This window comes from Streptococcus mitis, assembly GCF_946190375.1.
GTDB classification, from domain to species: domain Bacteria; phylum Bacillota; class Bacilli; order Lactobacillales; family Streptococcaceae; genus Streptococcus; species Streptococcus mitis_CJ.
On sequence record NZ_CAMIAF010000007.1, the window covers coordinates 59,364 to 84,993 of the forward strand.

General features: G+C 36.2%; 22 protein-coding genes and 2 tRNA genes. 5 read left to right on the forward strand and 19 right to left on the reverse strand.

Going from position 1 to position 25,630, the window contains the following annotated elements; all coding sequences use genetic code 11:
• Positions 1-7 precede the first annotated feature (7 nt).
• The 12 genes from tsf to yfmF all read right to left on the reverse strand — a co-directional run bounded on the left by tsf (position 8) and on the right by yfmF (position 11,197).
• A complete protein-coding gene (gene tsf, locus N8M09_RS04500) occupies positions 8-1,048 on the reverse strand; it encodes a translation elongation factor Ts (protein ID WP_000808071.1) in 1,041 nt (346 codons plus the stop codon).
• A 78-nt stretch (positions 1,049-1,126) separates the two neighbouring features.
• The gene (gene rpsB, locus N8M09_RS04505; protein WP_007556349.1) at positions 1,127-1,906 is read right to left on the reverse strand and encodes a 30S ribosomal protein S2; all 780 of its coding nucleotides are present in this window, start codon (positions 1,904-1,906) and stop codon (positions 1,127-1,129) included.
• A gap of 223 nt (positions 1,907-2,129) precedes the next feature.
• Positions 2,130-3,317, reverse strand: a complete 1,188-nt coding sequence (pcsB, locus tag N8M09_RS04510) for a peptidoglycan hydrolase PcsB (protein WP_261064119.1) — start codon at positions 3,315-3,317, stop codon at positions 2,130-2,132.
• Positions 3,318-3,410: 93 nt separating this feature from the next.
• Positions 3,411-3,905, reverse strand: coding sequence for a rod shape-determining protein MreD (mreD, locus tag N8M09_RS04515; protein ID WP_261064120.1), 495 nt, complete (start codon positions 3,903-3,905; stop codon positions 3,411-3,413).
• A complete protein-coding gene (gene mreC / locus N8M09_RS04520; RefSeq protein ID WP_261064121.1) occupies positions 3,905-4,723 on the reverse strand; it encodes a rod shape-determining protein MreC in 819 nt (272 codons plus the stop codon). Before mreC ends, mreD begins: the two co-directional genes overlap by 1 nt.
• Positions 4,724-4,782: 59 nt before the next feature.
• The gene (locus N8M09_RS04525; RefSeq protein ID WP_261064123.1) at positions 4,783-5,577 is read right to left on the reverse strand and encodes an energy-coupling factor transporter transmembrane component T family protein; all 795 of its coding nucleotides are present in this window, start codon (positions 5,575-5,577) and stop codon (positions 4,783-4,785) included.
• On the reverse strand, positions 5,570-6,409 hold the full coding sequence (locus N8M09_RS04530; protein WP_261064125.1) for an energy-coupling factor transporter ATPase: 840 nt from the start codon (positions 6,407-6,409) through the stop codon (positions 5,570-5,572). Before N8M09_RS04530 ends, N8M09_RS04525 begins: the two co-directional genes overlap by 8 nt.
• Complete coding sequence (locus N8M09_RS04535) at positions 6,394-7,221, reverse strand: energy-coupling factor ABC transporter ATP-binding protein (protein WP_261064127.1); 828 nt, start codon at positions 7,219-7,221, stop codon at positions 6,394-6,396. The genes N8M09_RS04530 and N8M09_RS04535 overlap by 16 nt, the downstream gene beginning before the upstream one ends.
• Positions 7,218-7,763, reverse strand: coding sequence for a CDP-diacylglycerol--glycerol-3-phosphate 3-phosphatidyltransferase (pgsA, locus tag N8M09_RS04540; protein ID WP_000712127.1), 546 nt, complete (start codon positions 7,761-7,763; stop codon positions 7,218-7,220). The genes N8M09_RS04535 and pgsA overlap by 4 nt, the downstream gene beginning before the upstream one ends.
• 10 nt (positions 7,764-7,773) lie before the next feature.
• On the reverse strand, positions 7,774-8,625 hold the full coding sequence (gene rodZ, locus N8M09_RS04545) for a cytoskeleton protein RodZ (RefSeq protein WP_261038861.1): 852 nt from the start codon (positions 8,623-8,625) through the stop codon (positions 7,774-7,776).
• A 41-nt stretch (positions 8,626-8,666) separates the two neighbouring features.
• Entirely contained in the window at positions 8,667-9,950 is a 1,284-nt protein-coding gene (gene yfmH / locus N8M09_RS04550; RefSeq protein ID WP_261064128.1) for an EF-P 5-aminopentanol modification-associated protein YfmH, read from the reverse strand.
• Positions 9,947-11,197 (reverse strand): EF-P 5-aminopentanol modification-associated protein YfmF, encoded by a 1,251-nt coding sequence (gene yfmF, locus N8M09_RS04555; protein ID WP_261064130.1) that lies wholly within the window; start codon positions 11,195-11,197, stop codon positions 9,947-9,949. The genes yfmH and yfmF overlap by 4 nt, the downstream gene beginning before the upstream one ends.
• A gap of 158 nt (positions 11,198-11,355) precedes the next feature.
• On the opposite strand from yfmF, the gene yaaA reads away from it, so the two are divergent.
• Together yaaA and recF are read left to right on the forward strand one after the other, a co-directional pair.
• The gene (gene yaaA, locus N8M09_RS04560) at positions 11,356-11,724 is read left to right on the forward strand and encodes a S4 domain-containing protein YaaA (protein ID WP_261064132.1); all 369 of its coding nucleotides are present in this window, start codon (positions 11,356-11,358) and stop codon (positions 11,722-11,724) included.
• 2 nt (positions 11,725-11,726) lie between these two features.
• The gene (gene recF, locus N8M09_RS04565; protein WP_261064133.1) at positions 11,727-12,824 is read left to right on the forward strand and encodes a DNA replication/repair protein RecF; all 1,098 of its coding nucleotides are present in this window, start codon (positions 11,727-11,729) and stop codon (positions 12,822-12,824) included.
• 51 nt (positions 12,825-12,875) lie between these two features.
• On the opposite strand, the gene guaB is transcribed toward recF, so the two are convergent.
• Positions 12,876-14,354, reverse strand: coding sequence for an IMP dehydrogenase (gene guaB, locus N8M09_RS04570; RefSeq protein ID WP_000073418.1), 1,479 nt, complete (start codon positions 14,352-14,354; stop codon positions 12,876-12,878).
• A gap of 151 nt (positions 14,355-14,505) precedes the next feature.
• Positions 14,506-15,531 carry a tryptophan--tRNA ligase gene (gene trpS / locus N8M09_RS04575; protein WP_261064134.1) on the reverse strand — a complete coding sequence of 342 codons (1,026 nt, stop codon included), beginning with the start codon at positions 15,529-15,531 and terminating at the stop codon, positions 14,506-14,508.
• Positions 15,532-15,736: 205 nt separating this feature from the next.
• On the opposite strand from trpS, the gene N8M09_RS04580 reads away from it, so the two are divergent.
• On the forward strand, positions 15,737-17,359 hold the full coding sequence (locus N8M09_RS04580; protein WP_261064136.1) for an ATP-binding cassette domain-containing protein: 1,623 nt from the start codon (positions 15,737-15,739) through the stop codon (positions 17,357-17,359).
• Positions 17,360-17,417: 58 nt separating this feature from the next.
• Positions 17,418-19,961, forward strand: coding sequence for a YfhO family protein (locus tag N8M09_RS04585; protein ID WP_261064138.1), 2,544 nt, complete (start codon positions 17,418-17,420; stop codon positions 19,959-19,961).
• Positions 19,962-19,990: 29 nt separating this feature from the next.
• Here the strand turns inward: N8M09_RS04585 and N8M09_RS04590 are convergent, their stop codons facing one another.
• Complete coding sequence (locus N8M09_RS04590) at positions 19,991-22,633, reverse strand: YhgE/Pip family protein (protein ID WP_261064140.1); 2,643 nt, start codon at positions 22,631-22,633, stop codon at positions 19,991-19,993.
• A gap of 127 nt (positions 22,634-22,760) precedes the next feature.
• Here N8M09_RS04590 and N8M09_RS04595 point away from each other — a divergent pair, with 127 nt between their 5' ends.
• A complete protein-coding gene (locus tag N8M09_RS04595; RefSeq protein ID WP_001158275.1) occupies positions 22,761-23,303 on the forward strand; it encodes a TetR/AcrR family transcriptional regulator in 543 nt (180 codons plus the stop codon).
• Between the two features lie 40 nt (positions 23,304-23,343).
• Here the strand turns inward: N8M09_RS04595 and N8M09_RS04600 are convergent.
• The 4 genes from N8M09_RS04600 to comD form a co-directional block, all read right to left on the reverse strand.
• Positions 23,344-23,417, reverse strand: a tRNA-Asn gene (locus N8M09_RS04600).
• A gap of 5 nt (positions 23,418-23,422) precedes the next feature.
• A tRNA-Glu gene (locus N8M09_RS04605) sits at positions 23,423-23,494 on the reverse strand.
• Between the two features lie 51 nt (positions 23,495-23,545).
• Positions 23,546-24,298: a competence system response regulator transcription factor ComE gene (comE, locus tag N8M09_RS04610; protein WP_000866069.1), complete on the reverse strand. Its 753-nt coding sequence runs from the start codon at positions 24,296-24,298 to the stop codon at positions 23,546-23,548.
• Positions 24,295-25,620: a competence system sensor histidine kinase ComD gene (gene comD / locus N8M09_RS04615; RefSeq protein ID WP_261064143.1), complete on the reverse strand. Its 1,326-nt coding sequence runs from the start codon at positions 25,618-25,620 to the stop codon at positions 24,295-24,297. Before comD ends, comE begins: the two co-directional genes overlap by 4 nt.
• Between the last annotated feature and the right edge of the window lie 10 nt (positions 25,621-25,630).

Consider the following 25,630-nt stretch of genomic DNA (forward strand, 5'->3'; position numbering starts at 1 on the left):
TCTATAATTAGTTATTCAAGGCTGCTGCCATTGTAGCTGCAACTTCAGCTTCAAAGTCGTTTGCAGCTTTCTCAATACCTTCACCAACTTCAAAGCGAGCGAACTCAACTACTGAAGCGTTAACTGATTCAAGATATGCTTCAACTGTCTTGCTATCATCCATGATGTAAACTTGTGCAAGAAGTGTGTAAGCTTGGTCAACTTTAGTGTTGTCAAGCATGAAGCGATCCATTTTACCTGGGATAATTTTGTCCCAGATTTTTTCTGGTTTGCCTTCTGCAGCCAACTCAGCTTTGATGTCAGCTTCAGCTTGAGCAATCACTTCATCAGTCAATTGAGATTTTGATCCATACTTCAAGTGTGGTAGAGCTGGTTTGTTAACCATTGCACGGCTTTCGTTGTCTTGGTCGATTACGTGATTCAATTGTGCCAACTCATCTTTAACGAATTGTTCATCCAATTCTTTGTAAGAAAGAACTGTTGGTTTCATCGCTGCGATGTGCATTGACAATTGTTTAGCAAGTGCTTCGTCTCCACCTTCAACAACTGAAATAACACCGATACGTCCACCGTTATGTTGGTATGCTCCAAAGTGTTGTGCATCTGTTTTTTCAATCAATGCAAAGCGACGGAATGAGATTTTTTCTCCGATTGTTGCTGTTGCAGATACGTATGCAGCTTCAAGAGTTTCACCTGAAGGCATTGTCAAAGCAAGTGCTTCTTCATTATTAGCAGGTTTTCCTTCAGCAATAACTTTAGCTGTAGTATTTACCAATTCAACGAATTGAGCATTTTTCGCAACGAAGTCAGTTTCAGCGTTTACTTCAATAACTGCTGCAACATTACCGTTAACGTAAACGCCAGTCAAACCTTCTGCAGCAACACGGTCAGCCTTCTTAGCTGCCTTAGCCATACCTTTTTCACGAAGCAATTCAATCGCTTTTTCGATGTCACCGTCTGTTTCTACAAGCGCTTTTTTAGCGTCCATAACTCCGGCACCAGATTTTTCACGCAACTCTTTTACAAGTTTAGCTGTAATTTCTGCCATTTTGATTCTCCTATATTTTTTAAAAATAGGAGAGCCGGGCTAAGCCCCGCCCTCCTAGGTAATTACTAATTATATGAATTAAGCGTTATCGCCTTCTACAACTTCAACGATTTCTTCGATTGAATCTGCTTGAGCTTCTGAAGCTGCAAATTCTGCTTCAACTGCTACTGCATCTTCACCTTGACGTCCTTCGATGATAGCATCAGCCAATTTAGCTGTGATCAATTTAACAGCGCGGATAGCATCATCGTTAGCTGGGATGATTACATCGATATCATCTGGATCAGTGTTTGTATCAACCATCGCTACAACTGGGATTCCCAATTTCTTAGCTTCTTTAACAGCGATTTGCTCTTTATGTGGGTCAACTACGTACATAACATCTGGGATACGAGGCATATCTTCGATACCACCCAAGAATTTTTCAAGACGTGCACGTTGTTTATTAAGAAGTGCAACTTCTTTCTTAGGAAGAACTTCGAAAGTTCCATCTTCTTCCATACGTTTGATTTCTTTCAAACGAGCGATACGTTTTTGGATTGTTCCCCAGTTTGTAAGAGTTCCACCCAACCAACGGTGGTTAATAAAGTATTGACCTGAACGTACTGCTTCTTCAGCAACTGCATCAGCTGCTTGTTTCTTAGTACCAACGAACAATACAACTGCATCGTTAGCTGCTGCATCACGCATGAAGTCGTATGCTTGATCAGCGTATTTTACTGTTTGTTGCAAGTCGATAACGTGGATTCCGTTACGCTCAGTAAAGATGTACTTAGCCATCTTAGGGTTCCAGCGACGAGTTTGGTGACCAAAGTGTACACCAGCCTCAAGAAGTTGTTTCATTGAAATTACTGCCATGAGTATTTCTCCTTTTTGTTTTTTTCCTCTTCTTGACTTCAACTTGCAAAACGACCCAAGAGCAACTGCTTCACAATTCATCAAGAATGAGTATTATCGTTCACACGACAAGTTTCATTTTACCATACTTTTTCAATATTTTCAAGCTGTTTTGATATAATTTTTAATAGGGATTATCACGGTAAAACTTGAAAAGAGGGCTCTATTCGAGTCCCTCTGTAAATTAATCTGCATAAATATATGTTACAAAACCTGAAGACGTAGTTGTCGGATTGAACCACCCACGATGATTTCCAAGCGTGCGATTACCAGCATAATTTGATTCTGACACTTGGATACGTGTTGTTGATTCTACAGCAGTGACTACCGCTACGTGTCCATAGCCACCATCATTCCAACATGCAATCGCACCAACTTGAGGTGTTGAACCTGTACGGAATCCTGCAGCAGCCGCACTTGTAGCCCACTGTGCTCCATTACCCCAATAGTCTCCAGCCCAAGGTGCTAATGTTTTAACTCCCCATGTACATTCTCCAATTGGATAGCTTGAAGCATTTGTACTGTATGTTGGGCGTTGTTTGACTGCCACAGGAGTATATGTTGCTGATTCCGAAGAAGCTACAGCTTGAACCTGTGCTGCAAAAGTCGTATTTCCAGAAGCAACAACTGTTTGTTGTTGACTTACTTGTTTTGCCTTGTAAGCTGCTTCTGCCGCTGCTGCTGCTTTTGCTGCCGCTTCTGCTTCTGCTTTTTTCTCTAGCAAACTTGCTTTTTCATCTTCTGCTGTCGCTTTTTCAGCAGCAAGATTTAATTCTGCAGCCTTCAACTCAGCTTGTTTCGTTGTTAAAGCTTGCGCATCATCAGACAATTTCTGTTGATTTGCAATTACTGTATTAATTGCGTCATTGTTTGCCACTTGCTTCTCAGAAATTGCTTTTTTATCTGCTTTTTGTTGTTCCAACATTTTGTTGTTAGCAGATACGATTTCATTCATTGCTGCTACACGTGAAATAGCTTCTGTAATTGATTTTGAATTTACAATCGTATTGATGTAGCTAGTTGCAGCTCCATTTGTTTGAGCACTACGAGCTTGTTTTTCCAAAGAATCATTGCGAGATACAATATTTTTAGAAAGTTCTGTAATCTCACTCTCAAGTTTTTTGGATTCTGCTTGTAATCTATCATTTTCAGCTTGCAAGTTAGATTGCTCAGCTTGAATAGCTGATACTTGCTCCTGAATTTGGTCAACTTGTTTTTGGGCTTCTTGTTGTTGCGCTGTTAAGTTACTAATTTTATTATCTTGAGCAGCAATTTTGTCATCAGTCGTTTCTGCATGCGCAGTTGTTAAAACAGCTACTTGAGAAACCATTACTGTACTTAATAAAAGTGACGCTAAGATTTTTTTCTTCATATTACGTAGATACTCCTTCTTTTAAAGACAATACTAGTATACCAAAAAAAGGCCTAATGAATATTACGCCTTTGTTACATTTTTGTTTCTTTCTTATAGATAATATCTTTCAAAAATAAACTGAAAAATAAGCATCCACACAAGATTTAAAATCATGGATGGTACTAGGCTATAAACGATAAAAATCGGCAGACTATCTAGAGTTAAACCTACCGCTAATGCAAAGAGATAAGTTCCCATATCAAATAGAAAACTCATAACAATCATAGCCAAGATTCTCGTCCAACGATTCAATAAAATAACACTATTCAATTTATGAAGAAAGGCTCCCAATAAGATAAATAAGAGAGTTGCAATCCCTATTAGATGGAAAAAGTAAACATCGTAAACCAAGCCCACCATAAAACAATAGACTAGATAGAGATACTCTGATACTTCTATCGTCTCAAATAATAGAAATAGAAAAAGAAAATGACTAGCCAAATGTACATGGGGGAAAAATGATCCCAGAAGCTGGCTAATATGGGCGTCAATTAGAACAAAGAAAGGAAGCAATAAAAACACTCCAACCCGCTTCAACTGTCTCATCATGAATTCCCCACTAATTCTATCACATCCACATTATGAGTATCTGCACTCAATTTAACAGTTACTTCTCGCGTCAAATAGTCTGTACTATGCGTTGTGGCAACCACTTCACCTACAGGAATATCAGCAACGTTAAAGTTTCCTAATCCACCCGTTGTCACCTTATCGCCTGCACTAATATCGCTATTACTATTTAATTGACTAATTTTGAGAACGTCATTTTCCTTGTCGTAGCCAACAATAATTCCATAAATTGTGGTAGTGCCGTGTTGAATTTTAACAGAAATCTTATCAGCATTTTCCGTATTAGTCAGAAGGTTGACTATAGTAGAGTTCTCCTCTACTTTTGAAACACTCCCAATCAAGCCACCATTTGCAATTGCTAACATATTCTCAGAAGCCCCTTTTGATTTGCCTGCATCTAAGGTCAATTCCTGTTTCCAAGATACCGGAGAACGCATAATAACATCTGCTGCCAAAGTCTTTGTAGCTTGCAATTTGGACTTCATATCAAGCAATTGGCGCAGTTGCTCATTTTCTGTCTTTAAACTTTCCGCCTCATTTGATTTAACTTCTAATTGGTAAATCTGTTTCTTCAAACTTTCATTTTCATTATATGTTCGTGTCAAATGTGCCAAATCTGATTTAACAGAATCAAACCACTGAAAAGGTTTTTGCACAACTCTATCAACCAATGAGATCCCATCTCCTAATTTTGTCACAATTGTACTTGAATAAGTCGTCGCTAAGAGAGCTGAGACAAGCAGAACAGTGACAAAAACAATAATGACATATTTTGATTTTTTAAAACGGTTCATATCCCTACCTTTATATCAAAAACTGTTACAGTAACTTTTTTATCAATTCCTGAAAGCTACTAAGATTTTAAGAAAAATAAACAACAACCAAGTACGAGAACAACAAGAATGGTCAGCGTATCCTTTCGAGTCCATTTCAATTGTCTGTATTGACTTCTGCCTTTTCCCCCCTTATAACCACGCGCTTCCATAGCAATAGCCAAGGAATCCGCACGTTTTAAACTTGTCGCAAAAAGAGGAATCAAAATGGGAATCATCGCCTTTACTTTTTGAACGATGCTTCCTTCTCCAAAATCCACTCCACGTGCTTTCTGCGCATTCATAATCCGCGTCGTATCATCCATTAATGTTGGGACAAAACGTAGACTCATGGACAGCATCAATCCAATTTCATGAACTGGAACTTTCACACGCTTTAAAGGCGCTAACAAAGCTTCGACAGCTGAGGCCAAACTTAAGGGCATGGTCGTTAAGGTTAACAAAGTTGAAAAGAAAATAATCAATACAAAACGACAAAAAATAATCCCAGCTTGTTGCAAAGCATAATCTGTGATTCTCACAAACGAAAACTCAAATAAAACATTCCCATTAGAAATGAAAAATAGTTGAAAAATAGTTGTGAAGGCAATCAAGAAAAACATAGACTTCAAGCCCTGAATAAAAAATGAAAGAGATACTCCTGACAAGGCAATAAATATCCCTGTCGCTATAAAAAGAATTAGATTCGTCAAGGGATTATTAGCCCAAAAAACGATTAAAATCAGTAGCATCATAGCCAGTAATTTGCTGCGTGGATCCAATCGGTGAACTATCGAATCCCCTGGGATATAACGCCCCAAAATCATACTATCCATTTAGCGACTCCTTGAACTCCTCTATCTTAATCGGTAATCGTTTAAATGACACGCCTCTATCAGCCAACCGTTTACAAAAGGCCGTAATTTTAGGTACTCCCAGCTGCACTTCTTCCATAAAGACAACATCTTGAAAGATATCACTTGGTTTCCCACCTTTAACTAAACGTCCCTTTTCCATCACATAGACTTGGTTCGCATATTCAGCAACATCATCCATCAAATGCGTTACCAAGACAATGGTCATCCCTGACTGGTGGAGTTTTTTGAACAGGGTCATCAACTCTTTTCTACCCAAAGGATCCAGACCTGCTGTGGGCTCATCTAAGACTAATATGGCTGGTTCCATGGCAAGTATGCCTGCAATGGCGACACGTCTCATTTGTCCACCTGATAGCTCAAACGGACTACGATCAAAAAGTGATTCAGCAATTCCAACCAAAGCCAGTTTTTCACGCGCAATCCGCTCCGCATCTTCTTCAGAAACTCCAAAATTTTGTGGCCCAAAAGCAACGTCTTTCAAAACCGTTTCTTCAAAAATCTGATTTTCAGCAAACTGAAATACCAAGCCAACCTGTTTTCTAATTTGCCGAATATCTTTATTTTTAGAAGTCGAGGTGATTAAGGTATCAAAAACTCGTACACTTCCTTGACTTGGCACCAATAAACCATTTAAAAGTTGTAAAATAGTTGATTTCCCGCTACCTGTATGCCCAATTAAGGCCGTATAAGAACCATCCTCAATCGTCAAAGAAACATCCGACAAAGCTGTTGAAGCTAAGGGAGTACCTTCTTGATATGTAAAACTCACATTTTTTAGAGCAATTCCCATAGCTTATCCTCTAGCTCACTTTCTGTCAAATAATTTTCAGTCAAATCATAGCCATGCTGGTTCAAAGAATTTTTTAATTGATTGGCAAAAGGATCGTCTAATCCAATTTGATCTAAATCATTTCGAGAGAAAAGATCTCTTGGACTACTAGTTGATTCAATTGACCCTTTTTTCATGACCAACACACGATCACTCATGGCGACTTCTTCCAAATCATGGGTAATGGAAATGACCGTCATATCATAGTCTTTCCGAATTCCTTTTACTGTCTCAATCAGTTCTCTACGACCTTCAGGATCCAACATACTCGTTGCTTCATCTAGAATTAGAATAGCTGGTTTTAGGGCTACAACACCTGCAATAGCTACACGTTGCTTTTGGCCACCCGATAGACGCGCTGGCTCTCTCTTTTTAAAATCCAACATGCCAACTAAAGCTAGAGCTTCCTCCACTCTCTTTTTCATTTCTTGACGAGAAAGGCCCTGATTTTCCAAACCAAAGGCAACATCATCCTCAACAGTCGCTCCAACAAATTGATTATCTGGATTTTGAAAAACCATACCGATTTGACGACGTATATTCCAAATATTTTCCTCAGTCAAACGTTGGTCATCTATTACAATCTCCCCAGATTCCGCTTCCAGTAAGCCATCAATTAATCGAACCGTCGTTGATTTACCACTACCATTATGCCCTACAATCGAAAGCCATTCCCCACGTTTCACGTGAAACGTAATATCCTTCACATCGTAATATTCCTGACTTTCCTTATAGCGAAAAGAAAGATTTTTTACATCAATTATTGATTTCATTTCGAACCAAATGTCCCTTTAAATACATAGGCACTACCCTTGAAATAATCATAGCCAGAGTAGATAGTGAAAAATAAGGCTACATAAAGTAGAACTTGACCAAGCAAAGTCCAATGTAATAGCAAGAAAATAATGGCAAACATCTGACTGAAAGTTTTAATTTTTCCAGGCATTGCCGCTGCTAAAACCGTTCCACCAGTTTCAACCAATAAAAGCCTTAAACCTGTCACAGCCAACTCTCGACAGATAATAACTGCAACAATCCAAGCCGGAGCCATACCTAACTCAATCAACATAATAAAAGCCGACATAACTAGTAGCTTATCCGCCATAGGATCTGCAAATTTGCCAAAATTACTGACCACATTCCATTTACGAGCTAAATATCCATCTAAATAATCTGTAATACTAGCAATAGCAAAGATAATAGCTGCCACTATATGACTCTCTATCGAATTTCCTATCGTTAAAATAAAGATAAAAATAGGTATAAAGAGAATTCGACCTATTGTTAAAAGATTGGGAATTTGTTCTTTTTTCATTCGTTTTTCCTTAATTTTTAGTAAAGGTTACAGTGATTTGTCCAGTCTGAGCTGTTAATTTCGATAAATCAACAGTCTGATTATCTACTGTCAAAGCAACACCTTTTACAACACCTAAGGTAATTGTTACAGGACTTTTAGTTGCAACTGTTGCTTCTGCACTTTTCTTCTCTGGCGATAAGGTTACACCGCCCTCAAGTTCGCTTTCTGAAACGCTGACCCAACTTGTAACATCTGAAACTGCCAATTGCAATTTAACTGTTTCCTTACTTGTCTTATAAGCGATTTCTACATGATTTCCTTCGCCTGATACACTTATAGCTGATTCTATACTAGAAGAACTGCTAGATGAACTACTACTTGAGGAGTGGGTAACAGAGCTAGTTGAACTTATTGAACTTGTTGAACTTGTTGATTGAACCACACTGTAATTAGAAAGAGAAGCTCCCTCTGGTTGAGTTTGAATATAGTTCCAAACATAATAGGTCACAAAAATTAAAATCGATAAAGCAAAAAGGATAAAATAAAATAAAGGTAAAAAGGATGTTTTTTTCTTCTTTTTCTTACTTGAACGTCTACGACCTGTCAACTCATCTTCATCAACATCTACTTCCTCATAAGTAATCATACTCCCAGAATCATAAGCATCCAAAACAATTTGATCATCTAACTCAACAGCCCATGCATATTTTTTCAAGAAAGAACGCGTGTAAAAAGGACTTGGAAGTTGATCGAAATCGTCTGCTTCCATTGCTTCCAACATATCTAACTGGATTTCTGTCTTTTTCTGCAATTCATCTAAACTCAATCCCTGATTGATTCTAGCTAATCGTAAAACCTCACCAATTGTTTTTTTCCTCATACTTGTCATCTCTTCTTTCTAGTGTCTATTATGATAGGTTACTACGATGGGAATATTGTAAAATCAACTATATCCCCTTCATCTATTAAGTGATGTCCTGCTTCAAGGACATCCTCTAAAGTAATTTCCTGTAAAATCTTTGGTAAATCAAAAATTGTCTCACCATGTTCAAAAGCATCATATTGCGTTGCAATAAATTCAAGAGAGTTCATGCTACTGAAAAATTCTCCAAACATCTCTCTTTTGATAATATCTAAATGATCCTCTGTAATATCTAAATCCTTTGTAAAATTACGAATAGCCTTCCTAAACTGATGAGATAAAGCAACTGGCTCTCTCGTATCCATTGTCAACATAACAAAATGAAAACGACTTGTTACTTCAATTTCAAGAGATAAGGAAGCATCTATTTTACCTGATTCATATAACTTTTGAAAACGATCCGAAGTCCAACCAAACATCATTGCAAACAATAATTTTAATAAAATATGATGTCGATAGCAATCCGCCTCAGCAACTTCTCGATTACCTCTAATCCCAATCGCTAGTTTGGGAGAAGATACATCCATTCTCATACTGTCTGTTTGCTTTACATCTTGTAAAACAAACTTTTCTCTTACTACTTCCTGAACATCTAAATCTTTCAATTCTTTTCTTTCAAAATAGTCCTGTACTTGCTCCACATCAAAATCACCAACTAAAAACAGAGACATGTTTACAGGTTTGTAAAATCTTGTAAAATTTTCTTGCAAATTAGTTAGATTGATTTGAGAAATGGACTCCTCACTTCCAACAATATCAGTTGCTAAAGGTGTACCAAGATACAAATTCGCTAAAGTTGAAAAGAATAAACACGAATCTGGATCATCTTGGTACATTTCTCGTTCTTGCTGAATAATATCCTGCTCTCTTAAAATGGAATCTTCAGTAAAATGTGCTGATGTTACCAATTCATCAAGTAACTCTAAATTTTCTAAAAAATGATCCGTTGTTGAAAAAAGATAACTTGTTTTTGTAAAGCTTGTAAAGGCATTACTATCTGCACCTAGACTCGTAAAAGCAGACATCAAATCACTAGAATCTTCTCTCTCAAATAATTTATGTTCAAGAAAATGAGCAATTCCTGCAGGATATTTTTTTACATCTCCGTCAACTTCTGTGACAAGCGTATCTACCGAACCAAACTGTACAGTTACACTCCCGTAAACCTCTTTAAATTCCTTTTTAGGCAAAAGAGCAACTGTCAATCCATTTGACAAACGAGTTCGATAAACCATTTCTTTTACAGCTGGATAGTATTTTTCTTCAAAAACAACCTTTGTCATTCTATTCCTTCCATAAAGTAAATCGCTTGTAGTTTCACATTATTAGCTGCTCTACAAATAGCCTCTTTGTCAACTTGCTCGAGTTTTGCAATCCAACCTTTAAAGTCTGCTGAAGATTTCCCAAGTAAGGCATTCTGATAAGCACGTTCAATCAATGAACCTTGATTATCTTGAGAAAGCAACAAAGACCGACGAATCATTTCCTTGGTCTGCTCTAGCTCAAGCTCTGTAAAATATCCTTTTTTTAAATCAAGCAGTTGATTATTCATCATTTTTCGAGCCTGGTTCCGATTTTCTCGATTGATACCAGCATACATCCTCAAAAATCCACTAAACAAATCGAGCTGACTTGAAATAGTATAAGCTAATCCAGCATTTTCACGGACGTTTGTAAAGAGCTTAGAATGAGCAAATCCGCCCAGTAAACCATTCATTACAATCATGGGTAAATGTTGCTCATCACCATATTCAGAAGGGCAGTGATAACCCAATTCCAAAATGGATTGTCCCACATTTTTCCGAACCATACCTTCTTGCAGGATATTAGAATAAGGTTGACAATACTGAACCTTCACATCTCCTTCTCGACCTTTAAAGCCAAACGATTCTAATACATTTTGAATTTCAACCTCATTAAAATCACCTAGGAAAAAGAAATCTATTCGATCATTGGCCAAAAATTCTTGGAAACAAGAATAAGAACTTTGTGGAGTTTCATCTAAAATACGATTTCGTAAATCACTGTATTCCAATTGAAGACGTTCGTCATGAAAAAATAATTTATCTAATTCTTTATGTGCAAAATAAAACGAATCATCCATATCAGCTGCTAAACTTGCTAGCAATTGCTTTTTCTCAATTTCAAATAAGGCTGGATCAAATCCATTATCAACTACCACGGGTGAGAAAAGAGTCTCTTTTACTAGTTCCAAAACCTGAGAAGTTAGCATATTTTTCCTACTTAAAAATTCATCACGAACATAGGTAAATGTCAATTCTACAATGTGACTTTGCCCTCTTCTGAAACAATTGGTTGACATATCTGTACCGTATAGACTGGCCAAATGTCTTCTCAAATCTTGAGAAGTAGGGTACATCTGATTAGCAGTCTCTAGCATACTCGCACTCAACATGCGACCTGCAATCGTATCGAGGGATAATGGAGCGGTAAAACGCACGGCGATTTTGTTCGTTTTAAACTTTTTTGATTGGATAAAATGTGTTGAAATTCCATGCACTAACTCCATGATTTACCTCCTTATATACAGACTTCTATTATATCACGAAAACCTGAAATTTTCTTGTTCTCTGTAACAGTTTTGAAATAAAAATCGCTTACATTTCTCCCTGTTTCTCTCACTATTTTTAAGAAAATATGGTATAATACCAAAGATTGAGGTGAATTATGGAATACAAATTATTTGAAGAATTTATTACCCTCCAAGCACTACTCAAAGAACTTGGAATTACACATAGCGGAGGAGCTATCAAATCATTTCTCTCTGAACATTCTGTTTACTTTAATGGGGAATTAGAGAGTCGTCGCGGTAAAAAACTTCGTATTGGCGATAAAATTGACATCCCTGACATGAATATTGACATCTTGTTGACACAACCTACTTCTGAAGAACAGAATGAATACCAGGCTGATAAAGTTGAAAAAGAACGAATCGCTAAAATTGTTAAGGAGATGAATAAGGGAGTAAAAAAAGATAAATCAAAACCTACTTCTTCACCCAAAAGCAAACAAGCTCCACGATTCCCTGGTAGATAATCATGTGGCTACAACACCTATCTCTCAAAACTTTTCGTAACTACAAAGAGACGAAAATAGACTTTAATCCTAAATTAAATGTCTTTTTAGGACGCAATGCACAAGGTAAAACAAATATGTTAGAGGCTATCTATTTTTTAGCCTTGACACGTAGTCATCGAACTAGAACAGATAAAAATCTCATTCATTTTGATGAGGAACAACTTCATCTTTCAGGTCTCGTTCAGAAAAAAACTGGATCCATTCCCCTAGAAATCGAACTAACACAAAAAGGCCGTGTAACAAAAGTTAATCATTTAAAACAGGCACGACTTTCAGATTATGTCGGACACATGAATGTTGTCTTATTTGCTCCTGAAGATTTACAACTAATTAAAGGAGCACCTTCGGTTCGACGAAAATTCATTGATATGGAGCTTGGGCAAATTAAGCCAATCTATTTATCAGATTTAACCAATTATAACCATATCCTTAAGCAAAGAAATACCTATTTAAAATCAGCTCAAACAATAGATGAAACCTTCCTTTCAGTACTAGATGATCAGCTAATTGATTATGGATGTCGTGTGATGAATCACCGCTTAGATTTTATTAAAAAACTAGAGCATTTTGGGCGTAAGAAACATTTTGAACTTTCTAATCAGATTGAAGAGTTGTCAATATCCTATCAATCTTCTGTCAAGCCAACTGACAAAGAAGACTTATCAGAATCTTTCAAAATTGCTTTAGAAAAAAGTAGGTCCAGAGATTTATTCAAAAAGAATACTGGTGTTGGTCCTCATCGAGATGATATTTCTTTTTATATAAATGGGATGGATGCTAGTTTTGGAAGTCAAGGTCAACATCGTAGTCTCGTCCTATCGATAAAATTAGCAGAAATCGAATTAATGGAAAGTATTACTACAGAATCTCCAATATTACTGCTTGACGATGTCATGAGCGAACTTGACAACACTAGACAACTAAAACTATTAGAAACGATTTCACATTCAATCCAAACCTTTATTACAACAACAAGCTTAGATCATCTTCAAAATCTGCCAGAAAATCTAAGTATCTTCACTATTCAGGATGGTAAAGTTGCTGTAAATAGAAATTGACAACATTGTAAAAGAACTCCTGTTTTTACTGGAGTTCTTTTCATTGTTTTTTTACATAGAATAATTTGGTGCCTCATTCGTAATTTGTACATCATGAGGATGGCTCTCCTTCAAACCAGCACCAGACATTTCAATAAATTGAGCATTATCGTGTAGTTCTTTAAGGTTAGCTGCACCACAGTAACCCATACCAGAGCGAATACCTCCAATCATTTGGAAGACAATATCAGCTGCCGCACCTTTATAAGCAACACGACCTTCAATTCCTTCTGGAACAAGTTTGTTTGCTTCATTGACAGAACCTTGGAAGTAACGATCGCTTGAACCTTTCTTCATAGCAGCAATTGATCCCATACCACGGTAAGTCTTGAACTTACGTCCTTGGAAGATTTCAGTTTCACCTGGAGCTTCATCAGTTCCAGCAAACATTGATCCAAGCATAACAGCATTTCCACCTGCAGCAAGGGCTTTTACAATATCTCCAGAATACTTGATTCCACCGTCAGCAATAATCGTTTTTCCATATTCACGCGCAACAGCTGCAGCATCGTAGATAGCTGTTACTTGCGGAACACCAACACCAGCAATCACACGAGTAGTACAGATAGAACCTGGGCCAATACCAACCTTGACAACGTCTACACCTGCTTCATAAAGGGCACGTGCACCTTCAGCAGTAGCAATATTTCCAGCAATCAAAGTACGATCTGGGAAATGAGCACGAATCTCAGCAATTTTACGCAAGACACCTGCAGAATGACCATGTGCAGTATCAATAACAATCGCATCCGCTCCTGCCTCAAAAAGAGCCTCTGCACGTTCAAATGTATCTGAAGTAACACCTACTGCACCGGCAACTAGAAGACGACCAAACTCATCTTTAGCAGCATTTGGAAACTCAATAACTTTTTCAATATCTTTGATAGTAATCAAACCAGAAAGACGACCTTCTTCATCTACCAAAGGAAGCTTTTCAATACGGTGTTCTTGAAGAATACTCTCAGCTGTTGCAAGATCTGTACCCACAGGAGCAGTAACAAGATTTTCACTAGTCATATGGTTTGAGATTGGTTGGTTATAGTCTGAAATAAAACGAAGATCTCGGTTTGTCAAAATACCAACCAATTTACGATTTTCAAGTGTTTCAACAACTGGAACACCACTGATGCGGTAACGTCCCATAAGCTCATCAGCTTCAGCAATTGTATGTTCAGGCGTCAAGAAGAACGGATCAATAATAACTCCATTTTCAGAACGTTTTACCTTGCGAACTTCATCTGCTTGTTGAGCAATTGACATGTTTTTGTGGATAACTCCGAGACCACCTGCACGAGCAATGGCAATAGCCATTTGACTCTCTGTCACTGTGTCCATGGCAGCAGTAATAATTGGGATATTTAAAGTCAAATTATCTGCCAATTTAGTTGTTAAATCTGCATCATTAGGCAATACATGACTTTCAGCTGGAATAAGCAATACATCATCGAAGGTAAAGCCTTTTTTCAAAAATTTAGTGTCCCAATTAGACATTCGAAGTTTCCTCTTTTCTTTCTTTTTGAGCTTGACTCTTTTTATATTGTATCTATCATACCATTCTATAAAAATTTGTCAAATGTTACAGGGGTAAATAAAAAACTATCTTTTCTTTGAGATAGAAATGATAGTTTCTTGTAAAATAAACTTAGTTAAAGTAATGAAGTCCCATGGCCCCTTTAACATCAGATAGGGTTTGACCCGCAACTTCACGTGCTCTTTCACTACCTTTTTGAAGCATACTATAAACTTCTCCCATATCCTTAGCAAATTCGATACGGCGCTCACGAATAGGACCAAGTTCACGTTCTAATATTTCAAGTAGATAACGCTTGGTCTTCACATCACCAAGACCACCTCGTTGATAATGTTCTTTCATATCAGCAATTTCTTGAGCATCTTCTGGACGACCAAAAACATCTAGATAATGGAAAACCATATTGCCTTCAATTTTACCTGGATCTTCCACTCGAATATGATCTGGATCTGTATACATACTCATTACTTTTTTACGCAAAGTATCCGCATCATCAGCTAAATAAATACCGTTATTAAGGGATTTAGACATTTTAGCATTTCCATCTAAACCAGGCAAACGCCCTGCTCTCTCATTTTCTGGATAAATACCTTCCGGCTCTACCAAGACATCACAGTTATATGCATTGTTAAAAGAACGAACAATTTCACGAGTTTGCTCAATCATTGGTTTTTGGTCTGTCCCAACAGGAACATAGTTAGCCTTGAAAGCTGTGATGTCAGCTGCTTGAGCTATTGGATAGACCAAGAATCCTGTCGGAATGCTTTCTCCAAATCCTTTCTGAGCAATTTCTGTCTTGACAGTTGGATTACGCTCCAAACGTGCTAATGACACTAGATTCATATAATACATAGACAACTCAGCCAACTCTGGAATCTGACTTTGAATAAAAATAGTTGACTTACTTGGATCCAATCCAACTGCAAGGTAATCCAAAGCCACATTTCCGATAGACTCTACAATGGTTTGAGGATCTTTGGCATGATCTGTCAAGGCTTGTTGGTCAGCCAAGAACACAAACATATCATACTTATCCTCTTCCTGTAATAATACTCGATTTTTGAGACTTCCAACATAATGTCCAATATGCAATTTTCCTGTTGGACGGTCTCCTGTTAAAATAATGGGTTTAGTCATTTTGTTCTCCTTCGATATGGTCCCTTCAATTATAGCATTTTTTTAATGAAATAACCGTAATTTATCAAAATAAATCAGCCTTGCTATTTACGGATTCGTGTAAAGTGTGCTGTAAATGTAATTTACACAAAATTGACAGATAAAAATTTGAATATTTCCGTATTTTCTAGTAGAATAAATATATTACACATATAGGAGAAAAACATTGCTTACAGTATCTGATGTTTCACTACGTTTTAGTGATCGCAAACTTTTTGATGATGTCAATATCAAATTTACAGAAGGAAATACTTACGGATTAATCGGTGCTAATGGTGCCGGAAAATCAACCTTTTTAAAAATTTTAGCTGGAGATATTGAACCTACTACTGGTCACATCTCTCTTGGTCCAGATGAACGTCTCTCTGTTCTTCGTCAAAATCACTTTGACTATGAAGACGAACGTGCCATTGATGTCGTTATCATGGGAAATGAAAAACTTTATAGCATCATGAAGGAGAAAGATGCTATCTACATGAAAGAAGATTTCTCAGATGAGGATGGAGTGCGTGCTGCCGAACTCGAAGGAGAGTTTGCCGAGCTTGGAGGTTGGGAAGCAGAAAGTGAAGCCTCTCAACTACTTCAAAACCTAAACATTTCAGAAGAATTGCACTATCAAAATATGAGCGAATTGGCCAACGGTGAGAAAGTAAAGGTTCTCCTCGCCAAAGCACTTTTTGGTAAACCAGATGTTCTTCTTTTGGACGAGCCTACCAACGGTTTGGACATCCAATCGATTACTTGGTTAGAAGACTTCTTGATTGATTTTGATAACACAGTTATCGTAGTATCCCACGACCGTCACTTCTTGAACAAAGTATGTACTCACATGGCCGACCTTGACTTTGGAAAAATCAAACTCTATGTCGGAAACTATGACTTCTGGAAGGAATCTTCTGAACTCGCTGCTAAATTGCTAGCAGACCGTAATGCCAAAGCAGAAGAAAAAATTAAACAATTGCAAGAATTCGTTGCTCGTTTCTCTGCCAATGCTTCTAAATCAAGACAAGCAACATCACGTAAGAAAATGCTTGATAAAATTGAACTTGAAGAAATTGTGCCATCTAGTCGTAAATATCCATTTATCAACTTTAAAGCGGAACGTGAGATTGGTAATGATCTCTTGACAGTAAAAAATCTAACTGTAAAGATTGATGGTGAAACTATCTTGGATAATATTAGTTTCATCTTACGTCCAGGTGATAAGACAGCGCTTATTGGACAGAATGACATCCAAACGACTGCATTAATTCGTGCAATCATGGGGGACATTGACTATGAAGGAACTGTCAAGTGGGGAGTAACTACTAGCCGTTCTTACTTGCCAAAAGATAACTCGGCAGATTTTGCAGGAGGAGAGTCAATCCTTGACTGGTTGCGTCAATTCGCAAGTAAAGAAGAAGATGACAATACTTTCCTACGTGGCTTCCTCGGCCGTATGCTCTTCTCTGGAGATGAAGTTAACAAATCTGTAAACGTCTTATCAGGGGGAGAAAAAGTGCGTGTCATGCTTTCAAAACTCATGCTCTTGAAATCAAATGTCCTTGTACTTGATGATCCAACCAATCACTTGGACTTGGAATCTATCTCAAGCTTGAATGATGGATTGAAAAACTTTAAAGAATCAATCATCTTTGCCAGCCATGACCACGAGTTTATTCAAACTCTAGCTAACCATATCATTGTCTTGTCTAAAAATGGCGTCATTGACCGTATCGATGAAACCTATGATGAATTCCTAGAAAATGCAGAAGTACAAGCAAAAGTTAAAGAACTTTGGAAAGACTAAAATTTTCAAAACTCAGTTGGGTTAACCAGCTGAGTTTTCTAACATTTTATGAGGTAACATGAAATTATTTTTTAAAACATATTGGACCTATTTTGTTTCTTTCATCATTCCCGTAATCATTATGACAGGAGTATATCTATCTCAAGGTATCTACTGGAACAGCGATACATCTCCACTATTAGGAGATGGCTTTCATCAATACGTTATTTTTGATATAGCTCTAAGAAATATCCTACATGAAAATGGTAGTCTGTTTTACACCTTTACAAGTGGCCTCGGATTAAATTTCTATGCTCTATCTAGTTATTACTTGGGAAGTTCCCTTTCACCTCTAGTTTACTTTTTTAATCTGTCGAATATGCCAGATGCTGTCTATCTGACAACTCTCTTAAAATTTGGATTGATTGGTTTGTCAACTTACTTTAGTTTAAATAAATTATTTCAATCGATTCCTAAGCCTTTAAAACTAGCTTTATCTACTTCCTATGCTCTGATGAGTTTCACTGTCAGTCAATTAGAGATAAAAACCTGGCTAGATGTTTTTATCTTGATTCCTTTAATTATCACTGGTTTACATCTACTGATAACTGAAAAGAAATTCCTATTGTACTTTACAAGTCTGTCAATTTTGTTTATTCAAAATTATTATTTTGGCTATATGACAACATTGTTTCTTATTTTCTGGTATCTCTGCCAAATTTCTTGGGATTTTAAAACACGAAAATCATCTGTTTTTGATTTTGTTGTTACCTCCTTTTTAGCTTGTATGGCTAGTTTGATTCTGACTCTTCCTACTCTATTTGATTTACAGACACATGGGGAAAAATTGACTGAAGTTACAAAGTTTCAAACTGAAAGTAGCTGGTATCTTGATCTCTTTGCTAAACAATTCATTGGTTCCTTTGACACAACAAAGTATGGGGCCATCCCAATGATTTTTGTTGGACTACTTCCCTTTATTTTGACAATTTTATTTTTTACGCTGAAATCTATTAAGTTTCACGTGAAACTTATCTATGCAATCTTCTTTGCATTTCTAATTGCTAGCTTTTATATAGAAGCTCTTGATTTATTTTGGCAAGGCATGCATACTCCAAACATGTTTTTACATCGCTATGCTTGGATTTTCTCTACCTTGTTAATTTACACAGCAGCAGAAGTCTTAAAGCGTCTGAAAGAACTTAAAGTCTGGAATTTTTTAGTTTCGCTTTTTCTCCTAGTAACAGGATTTTTAGCTACCATCTATCTAAAATCCCATTATTCTTTTTTAACAGATTTGAATATTCTGCTTACTCTTGAATTTTTAGTTGTCTATTATCTTTTACTCCTTGCAGTTATCAAAAAGTTTATCTCTGTGAATCTGTTTACCATTCTAATCTCTTTATTTATAATAGTTGAAATAAGTTTAAATACTTCAGCTCAAATAGACGGAATTGCTAAGGAATGGGGATTTGCTTCTCGAAGTGCATATAGTAGAGATATCCCAGCTATGGAATCTTTCTCAACATATATTGGAAATAAATTTACTCGTACTGAAAAACTACAAACTCAGACAGGAAATGACAGTATGAAATTCAACTACAATGGAATCTCTCAGTTTTCATCTGTTCGAAATCGCTCAGCAAGCTCTACTTTAGATAAACTTGGTTTTAAATCCTCCGGGACTAATCTCAATCTCCGCTATGCAAATAATAGTATTTTGTCTGATAGTTTATTTGGTATCCAGTACAATATATCAGATAGTCCTATTGATAAGTATGGTTTCCAAGATGTATATCAAAAAGATAATCTTATCCTATATGAAAATCAATTCTCTCTTCCGATTGCCTTTGCTAGTCAATCTGTTTACAATGATGTCAAGTTCACTGAACACACTCTAGATAATCAGGCCTCGTTTTTAAATCAACTTGCTAACGTTAATTTTGATTATTTTTCTCCGATCCCTTATGACAAAACAGAAAATACTGATGATTTGATTAGTGTTACAAGTTCTTCAAATGAGGATGCAGCAATCCAGTATCAAATTGAAGTACCAGAAAACAGCCAAGTTTATCTTTCTTTCACAAATCTTCACTTTTCTAATGACAAACAAAAGAAGGTTGACATCCTTGTAAATGGTGAAAAAAAGACTTTTACAACTGATAATGTCTTCTCCTTCTTTAATCTAGGATATACTAAAGAGAAAAAAACTTTCAATATTCATGTTAGTTTCCCTGGAAATTCACAAGTATCATTTGAATCTCCTACCTTCTACCGTTTAGATACCCAAACTTTAACTGAGGCAATTCAAAAAATCAAAGAACAACCTGTCACAGTATCAACTTCTAAAAACAAGGTCTTTGCTAGATATGATGTCCAACAAGATACATCTATTTTCTTCACCATTCCTTATGACAAAGGTTGGTCTGCCTACCAAGATGGTAAGAAAATAGAAATTAAACAAGCTCAAACTGGTTTTATGAAAGTTGATATTCCTAAAGGGAAAGGAACTATTACACTTTCCTTTATTCCCAATGGTTTTATTACTGGAGCAATTTGTTCCTTTACTTCTCTCTTACTATTTGGAACCTATAATCACAGACGAAAGTCATCTAAGACATAAAAAATCGACCAGTTAATCGGTCGATTTTTTTAATCTTCTTCCATTTTCTTAGGTTGATAGGCTAGCATACCTAAACAAATAAATAGTACTAATATAACGGCAAGGAAAATGACTTGATGATGAATATTTCCTGTCATAGAGATTGTTTGTCGTAATCCAGAAACTGAATAACTCATTGGTAACCAAGGACTAATGGCTCTAAAGAAATCATTTGTCAAAGCAAGTGGATAAGTACCTGCACTTGATGCTAACTGTAATAAAAGCAAGATAAGAGAGAAGAAAGCTCCTATACGGCTATTCCATGTTGTTAAAGCGGTCACCATGGACATGAATACTAAACTTGTTAGGATAATGAGAATAAATGTTCTCATCTCATGATTTGCAGTTAAACCAATAAGATGAACTCCTCCATATACCAAAATTCCTGCTAAAACAGCTATAATACCATTTATTTCAGCTCGAGATTTCAACCAAGCCCAACGGCTCTCCGGATGACGTCCTGAAGGCAACTTCGCAAAGATCATATTCGTTGATATTGCTGCAACAAAGAGAGCAACTGATATCATATAAGGAGCCATTGCAATTCCATTTACAGGAACTTGATCATTGTCTGTTTTTGAAAGATTGAGTGGATTTGACAAAATCTCTGCATTTTGAGATTCCGTAGATGCTGATTTGAGTTGATCACTAGCATTACTTAGTCCTTGTCCCAAAGAAGCAACTCCTGTCTGTAAACCTTCCAATCCAGAAGTTAACTTTGTTCCACCTTCTGCTAGTTTCCCAGCTCCATCTGCCAATTTATTAACTCCACTTTCTAATTGAGAAGCACCTGAAATTAACTGACTGGATTTGTCAGCTAGTTGGCTAGAGCCTGACTGCAATTTATCAACTCCTGCTATCAATTCTTGACTCTTTTGATTCAATTGGTTAGAGCCAGTTGATAATTTTTCAATACCAGACACTAATTCTGGAGTTTTTTCAACTAATTGACCAACTCCTGCTGTCAAGTTAGAAGATTTTTGTGTCAAGGTAGTTGAGCCTGAAACTAGTTGGTCCAAACCACCTGTCAAGGTGGAATTCTTTTCACTTAGTTGACTTGCGCCCTGAGAAACTTTATCAACACCTGCAGTATATGCCTTTACACCTGATGCAATCGACTGACTATCAGGAACTAATTTGCTAGTAACAGCTCCTTGTATCTCTGTTAATCCACTTGACAATCCTGTCAAAGAAGTAGAAGCAAGCGGTAATACTTGATTAGCTTGATTTTTTAAAGTCGAAAGATTAGAAGATTGATTTTGTAAGTTTTCTAAACTTCCCTGTAAACCTTGTACTAAAGCTACAATTGACTGAGCCGATTTAATACTATCAGTCGAATTTTGAGATACAGAAGCACTTATTTCAGCTTGTTGCTCACTTGTCAAAGATTGATAAGCTGCTGTCGATTGAATATTTGCTAATGTAGTTGCTTTTTCAGACTGAGCACTTGCTAACATTTGATTAGAAAGAGATGCTATACTTGATAAAACAGAATATAATTGTTTTGTATCTCCAACATCAATATTTTGAATAGCTTGATTTAACCGATTTAGACCAGAAGATAATTGATTAATTTGATCTTTTTTCCCAGACGAAGCATCTAACTTGCTAGAAAGTTGTTGAATCCCTTCACTTAATTGCTCCACCCCCATTCGAAGTGTAGCTGATTGATTAGATAACTGATTAGCACCTGTTGCAAGACTTACCACTTCATTGGTGTAGGCACTAACACCAGATGAAAATTGATTAAGACCAGCATTAAGCTTAGAAACACCGCCAGTATAGGACTCTACACCAGTATATAACTGATTGATTCCCCTTACTAATTCAGGACTTTTAGAAGATAATTGACCTAATCCGCTATCTAATTGACTCACTGCACCAGTATATGTAACTAAACCACTATTAAAATTCCCTAAGCCAAGATGAAGTTGTTCAACACCAGAAACATAAGCAGATAATCTTTTAGTAAACTGCTCCGTTCCATTTGAAAATGTTAAACTTGAAGCTGCTAAAGAGTGTAGATTAGTAGTTAATGTTTGACTTCCTGCCACTAACTGATTCGCTCCATCAGTTAATTTTTCACTACCTGAAGCTGCTTGACTCATACCATCCTTTAAATCAATCATTTTGTTAAATAAAGCTTTGGTATAGGTCTCGGTTACATTGGTAGAAACATTCTGCTTTAATTGTGTCATAGCAGAATCGCTCATCTTGCTGGCAATAAAGCTATGACCACTTGAAGTCTGATAATCGATTTGCATTTGCTCTGGATGATCCGTTAAAATAGAAGATGCTTTTTCAGATAAATCACTTGGTAAAGTTACTACCATATAGTAATCGCCATCTTCCAATCCCTTATTTCCTTCCTCTTCATCTACAAAATGAAAATCCAAGGTTTTATTTTCTTTTAAATTGGACACCATATCTTTTCCTATTTCCATGCTATTACCGTTATATGAAGCTTCTTTATCATTATTGACAACTGCCACAGGTAAGTCATACAATTGCCCATATGGATCCCACATTGATGACAAAAATATGATATTGTACAGAGCGGGAATAAGAGAAATCCCTATCATGACAATAATAAAGGTTGGTTTTTTAAAAATTGCTTTCCATTCTTTAAACATAGTTTCTCCTTTTTTAAACATATTGTCTAAAATTTTGATATAATAGATTATACATTAAAAAATCTAAATTACAAGATAAAAAATCCATTTTTAGACATATAGTCTAATTTGTTTACAAGGAGGAAGTATGCAAGAAAGTAACAAACGCTTAAAAACAAAGCGAACTATTGAAAATGCTATGGTACAACTACTGATGGAACAACCATTTGATCAAATTTCTACTGTCAAGTTAGCAGAAAAAGCCGGAATTAGTCGTTCCAGCTTCTATACTCACTATAAAGATAAGTATGATATGATCGAGCACTATCAAAGCAAGCTATTCCATACATTTGAATATATTTTTCAAAAACATGCTCATCACAAAAGAGACGCTATTTTAGAAGTATTTGAATATCTAGAGTCAGAACCACTTCTGGCTGCTCTGCTTTCTGAAAATGGGACTAAAGAAATCCAAAATTTCTTAAGAAATAAACTTCATATCATGCTCAGCACAGATTTACAAAAGCGATTTATGCAACTAAATCTCAATACCACTGAATTAGAATATAGTAGCATCTATCTAACTCATGCACTTTTTGGTGTCTGTCAAACTTGGATTGCACATGGAAAAAAAGAAAGTCCTCAAGAAATAACAGATTTTCTTATGAAGATGCTTGGTGATACAAATTGATACAAAAAGAGGAACACAGTTGTGTTCCCTTTTATCTATACTCCGCCAGTAGGACTCGAACCTACGACATCATGATTAACAGTCATGCGCTACTACCAACTGAGCTATGGCGGATAAAATAGTCCGTACGGGATTCGAACCCGTGTTACCGCCGTGAAAAGGCGGTGTCTTAACCCCTTGACCAACGGACCTTCTATCTGTAGCAGATATAACCATTATATCAATTTCTTACTAATTGTCAATCATTTTTGAGATTTTTTCTCTAAAATATCTTTTAACTTTCTAATTTTTAACCTTGAAATAGGACAGCGATGGTCTTCATAGAAAACAACTTCTAGATTCTTTCGGTCAATTTCTCTGATATTGCCTATATTTACCAAAAATGACTTATGAGGAGAATAAAATCGCTGAGTATGTTTGTCCTTTTCCTGAATATCTGTCATGGTACCGTAAAACTCTTTGGCAAAATTCTTACCAATAATGCGTAATTTATGAGAGACACCTGTCGTTTCAATATACAAAATATCATGGTAAGGAATTTTTAAATCATTTCCCTTGTAATTGTAATCAAAATAATCTACAACATCTTCATTTTCAAGTAACATACTCTTCGTGTAGAAAATATTTTGCTCAATTCTCTTCTTGAACATCTCATCATTGATATCCTTATCAACAAAATCTAGGGCTGATACCTGGTATTTATAGGTTAGAGTCGCAAACTCTGATCGACTGGTAATAAAGACGATAATAGCGTAAGGATTGTAATGACGAATGAGCTGAGCCACTTCAAATCCCTTTTTCTCAATCCCATGAATATCGATATCTAGGAAATAAAGCTGATTTACTTCATCATTTTCAATGTATTCTTCAAATTCACGGACTTTTCCCGTTGTCTTGTATGATATTGGAATATTCGATTCTTTCGAAATTTCATCCAATATTCTTTCTAGTCTCACTTGATGTTCAATAACATCCTCTAAAATTAAAACTTTCATTCAAATTCCCTCTTAAATCTAATAATTTGTCTAAATGTACTGCCTTCCATCTCTGTTTCTAAAATGATGTTGTTATACTTATCTAGTAGTTCTTTCACATTATTTAATCCTACCCCGCGATTTCTTCCCTTAGTGGAGAATCCTAAGGCAAATAGATCTCCTGAAGGAGTCATCGTCATTTTACATGAATTCTGAATCACAATAACTGTTTCAGTTTCCATCTTAATAACTGCTACTTCCATCTGCTTTTTATAACTATCAGCCGATCCTTCGACAGCATTGTTCAATAAAACGCTCATGATACGAACCAAATCCAATAGTTCAATTGGGAGCCTGGTAATCGTATCTTTTACTTCCAGTGTAAACTCCACACCGTTATTTCGAGCATAGACAATGGACTGAGCAACCAAACTTCGTAAAGCTGAGTCTTCTATGTTGTTCAAATCAAAGTAAGTATACTTATCTGAACGCAGTTTATGATTGGCTTTGACCAAAACTTCATTGTAAATTCTGTCAATTTCCTGTAAATCACCACTGTCAATTGCCATCTGCATGCTGACAAGCATACCAGCATAGTCATGTCGAAAACCACGAATTTCATTATACAGACCGACAATTTCATCTGTATAATTCTGTAAATGTTTCTGTTCAAATTTCTTCTGCTTCAACGCAATCTCTTTCTCCATTTGTTCTTTATGAGAATTCATTGCAAAGAAGGTCAAAAGGAGAGAAATAAAGACAATAGATGACAAAATACTTCCAAAACTATTCAAATGTTTAATCGTACTTACCATATCAGAAACGAAAGATACAATATGTAGCAATAGTAAAGCAAAAAATACTTTTTTCAAGAAAGGATAAAGGTAGTCCTTGTCAAAATAGATTAGTTCCAAATGGAAATAATGAATGATTTTTAAGACAACAAAATAGGTTAACACCGTTACAACGAAAAAGAATGGGTAATAATGTTGTAAAACAAAATTGTCCCCTGTTATAGAGGAGAAAGTTACGGACAGAAAGTTATGAGTGCTCTCATATAAAAGAGATAGTAGTAAACTTAGAAATAGTCCTCTATCCCTCTCATACTGTTTAATCCATCGAAAATAGGAATATAAGCCCAAAGGAAGTAAAAATGTTGCAGTCCCTAACCCATCCAAATTTAGAAGATAAAAGGAAAGTTCAAGTACTACTTCTACTAGTAATGTATAAGCACCAAAAACGTATAGCTCTTTTCTATTTATTTGACCTTTACAAATTAAATGGTAACTGTAACTAATAATTAAAAAATGACCAATAACTGTCCCAAATCCAAGTAAATTCATTACTCTTTCT

Excerpts from the sequence above, each read along its gene's own strand:
- pgsA (WP_000712127.1), bottom strand. The coding sequence starts at position 7,763 with ATGAAAAAAGAACAAATTCCCAATCTTTTAACAATAGGTCGAATTCTC.
- rpsB (WP_007556349.1), bottom strand. The coding sequence starts at position 1,906 with ATGGCAGTAATTTCAATGAAACAACTTCTTGAGGCTGGTGTACACTTT.
- pcsB (WP_261064119.1), bottom strand. The coding sequence starts at position 3,317 with ATGAAGAAAAAAATCTTAGCGTCACTTTTATTAAGTACAGTAATGGTT.
- comE (WP_000866069.1), bottom strand. The coding sequence starts at position 24,298 with ATGAAAGTTTTAATTTTAGAGGATGTTATTGAACATCAAGTGAGACTA.
- recF (WP_261064133.1), top strand. The coding sequence starts at position 11,727 with ATGTGGCTACAACACCTATCTCTCAAAACTTTTCGTAACTACAAAGAG.
- comD (WP_261064143.1), bottom strand. The coding sequence starts at position 25,620 with ATGAATTTACTTGGATTTGGGACAGTTATTGGTCATTTTTTAATTATT.
- N8M09_RS04530 (WP_261064125.1), bottom strand. The coding sequence starts at position 6,409 with ATGGGAATTGCTCTAAAAAATGTGAGTTTTACATATCAAGAAGGTACT.
- yfmH (WP_261064128.1), bottom strand. The coding sequence starts at position 9,950 with ATGACAAAGGTTGTTTTTGAAGAAAAATACTATCCAGCTGTAAAAGAA.
- N8M09_RS04525 (WP_261064123.1), bottom strand. The coding sequence starts at position 5,577 with ATGGATAGTATGATTTTGGGGCGTTATATCCCAGGGGATTCGATAGTT.
- rodZ (WP_261038861.1), bottom strand. The coding sequence starts at position 8,625 with ATGAGGAAAAAAACAATTGGTGAGGTTTTACGATTAGCTAGAATCAAT.
- mreD (WP_261064120.1), bottom strand. The coding sequence starts at position 3,905 with ATGAGACAGTTGAAGCGGGTTGGAGTGTTTTTATTGCTTCCTTTCTTT.
- trpS (WP_261064134.1), bottom strand. The coding sequence starts at position 15,531 with ATGACTAAACCCATTATTTTAACAGGAGACCGTCCAACAGGAAAATTG.
- N8M09_RS04590 (WP_261064140.1), bottom strand. The coding sequence starts at position 22,633 with ATGTTTAAAGAATGGAAAGCAATTTTTAAAAAACCAACCTTTATTATT.
- guaB (WP_000073418.1), bottom strand. The coding sequence starts at position 14,354 with ATGTCTAATTGGGACACTAAATTTTTGAAAAAAGGCTTTACCTTCGAT.
- N8M09_RS04535 (WP_261064127.1), bottom strand. The coding sequence starts at position 7,221 with ATGAAATCAATAATTGATGTAAAAAATCTTTCTTTTCGCTATAAGGAA.
- N8M09_RS04585 (WP_261064138.1), top strand. The coding sequence starts at position 17,418 with ATGAAATTATTTTTTAAAACATATTGGACCTATTTTGTTTCTTTCATC.
- yaaA (WP_261064132.1), top strand. The coding sequence starts at position 11,356 with ATGGAATACAAATTATTTGAAGAATTTATTACCCTCCAAGCACTACTC.
- yfmF (WP_261064130.1), bottom strand. The coding sequence starts at position 11,197 with ATGGAGTTAGTGCATGGAATTTCAACACATTTTATCCAATCAAAAAAG.
- N8M09_RS04595 (WP_001158275.1), top strand. The coding sequence starts at position 22,761 with ATGCAAGAAAGTAACAAACGCTTAAAAACAAAGCGAACTATTGAAAAT.
- mreC (WP_261064121.1), bottom strand. The coding sequence starts at position 4,723 with ATGAACCGTTTTAAAAAATCAAAATATGTCATTATTGTTTTTGTCACT.
- tsf (WP_000808071.1), bottom strand. The coding sequence starts at position 1,048 with ATGGCAGAAATTACAGCTAAACTTGTAAAAGAGTTGCGTGAAAAATCT.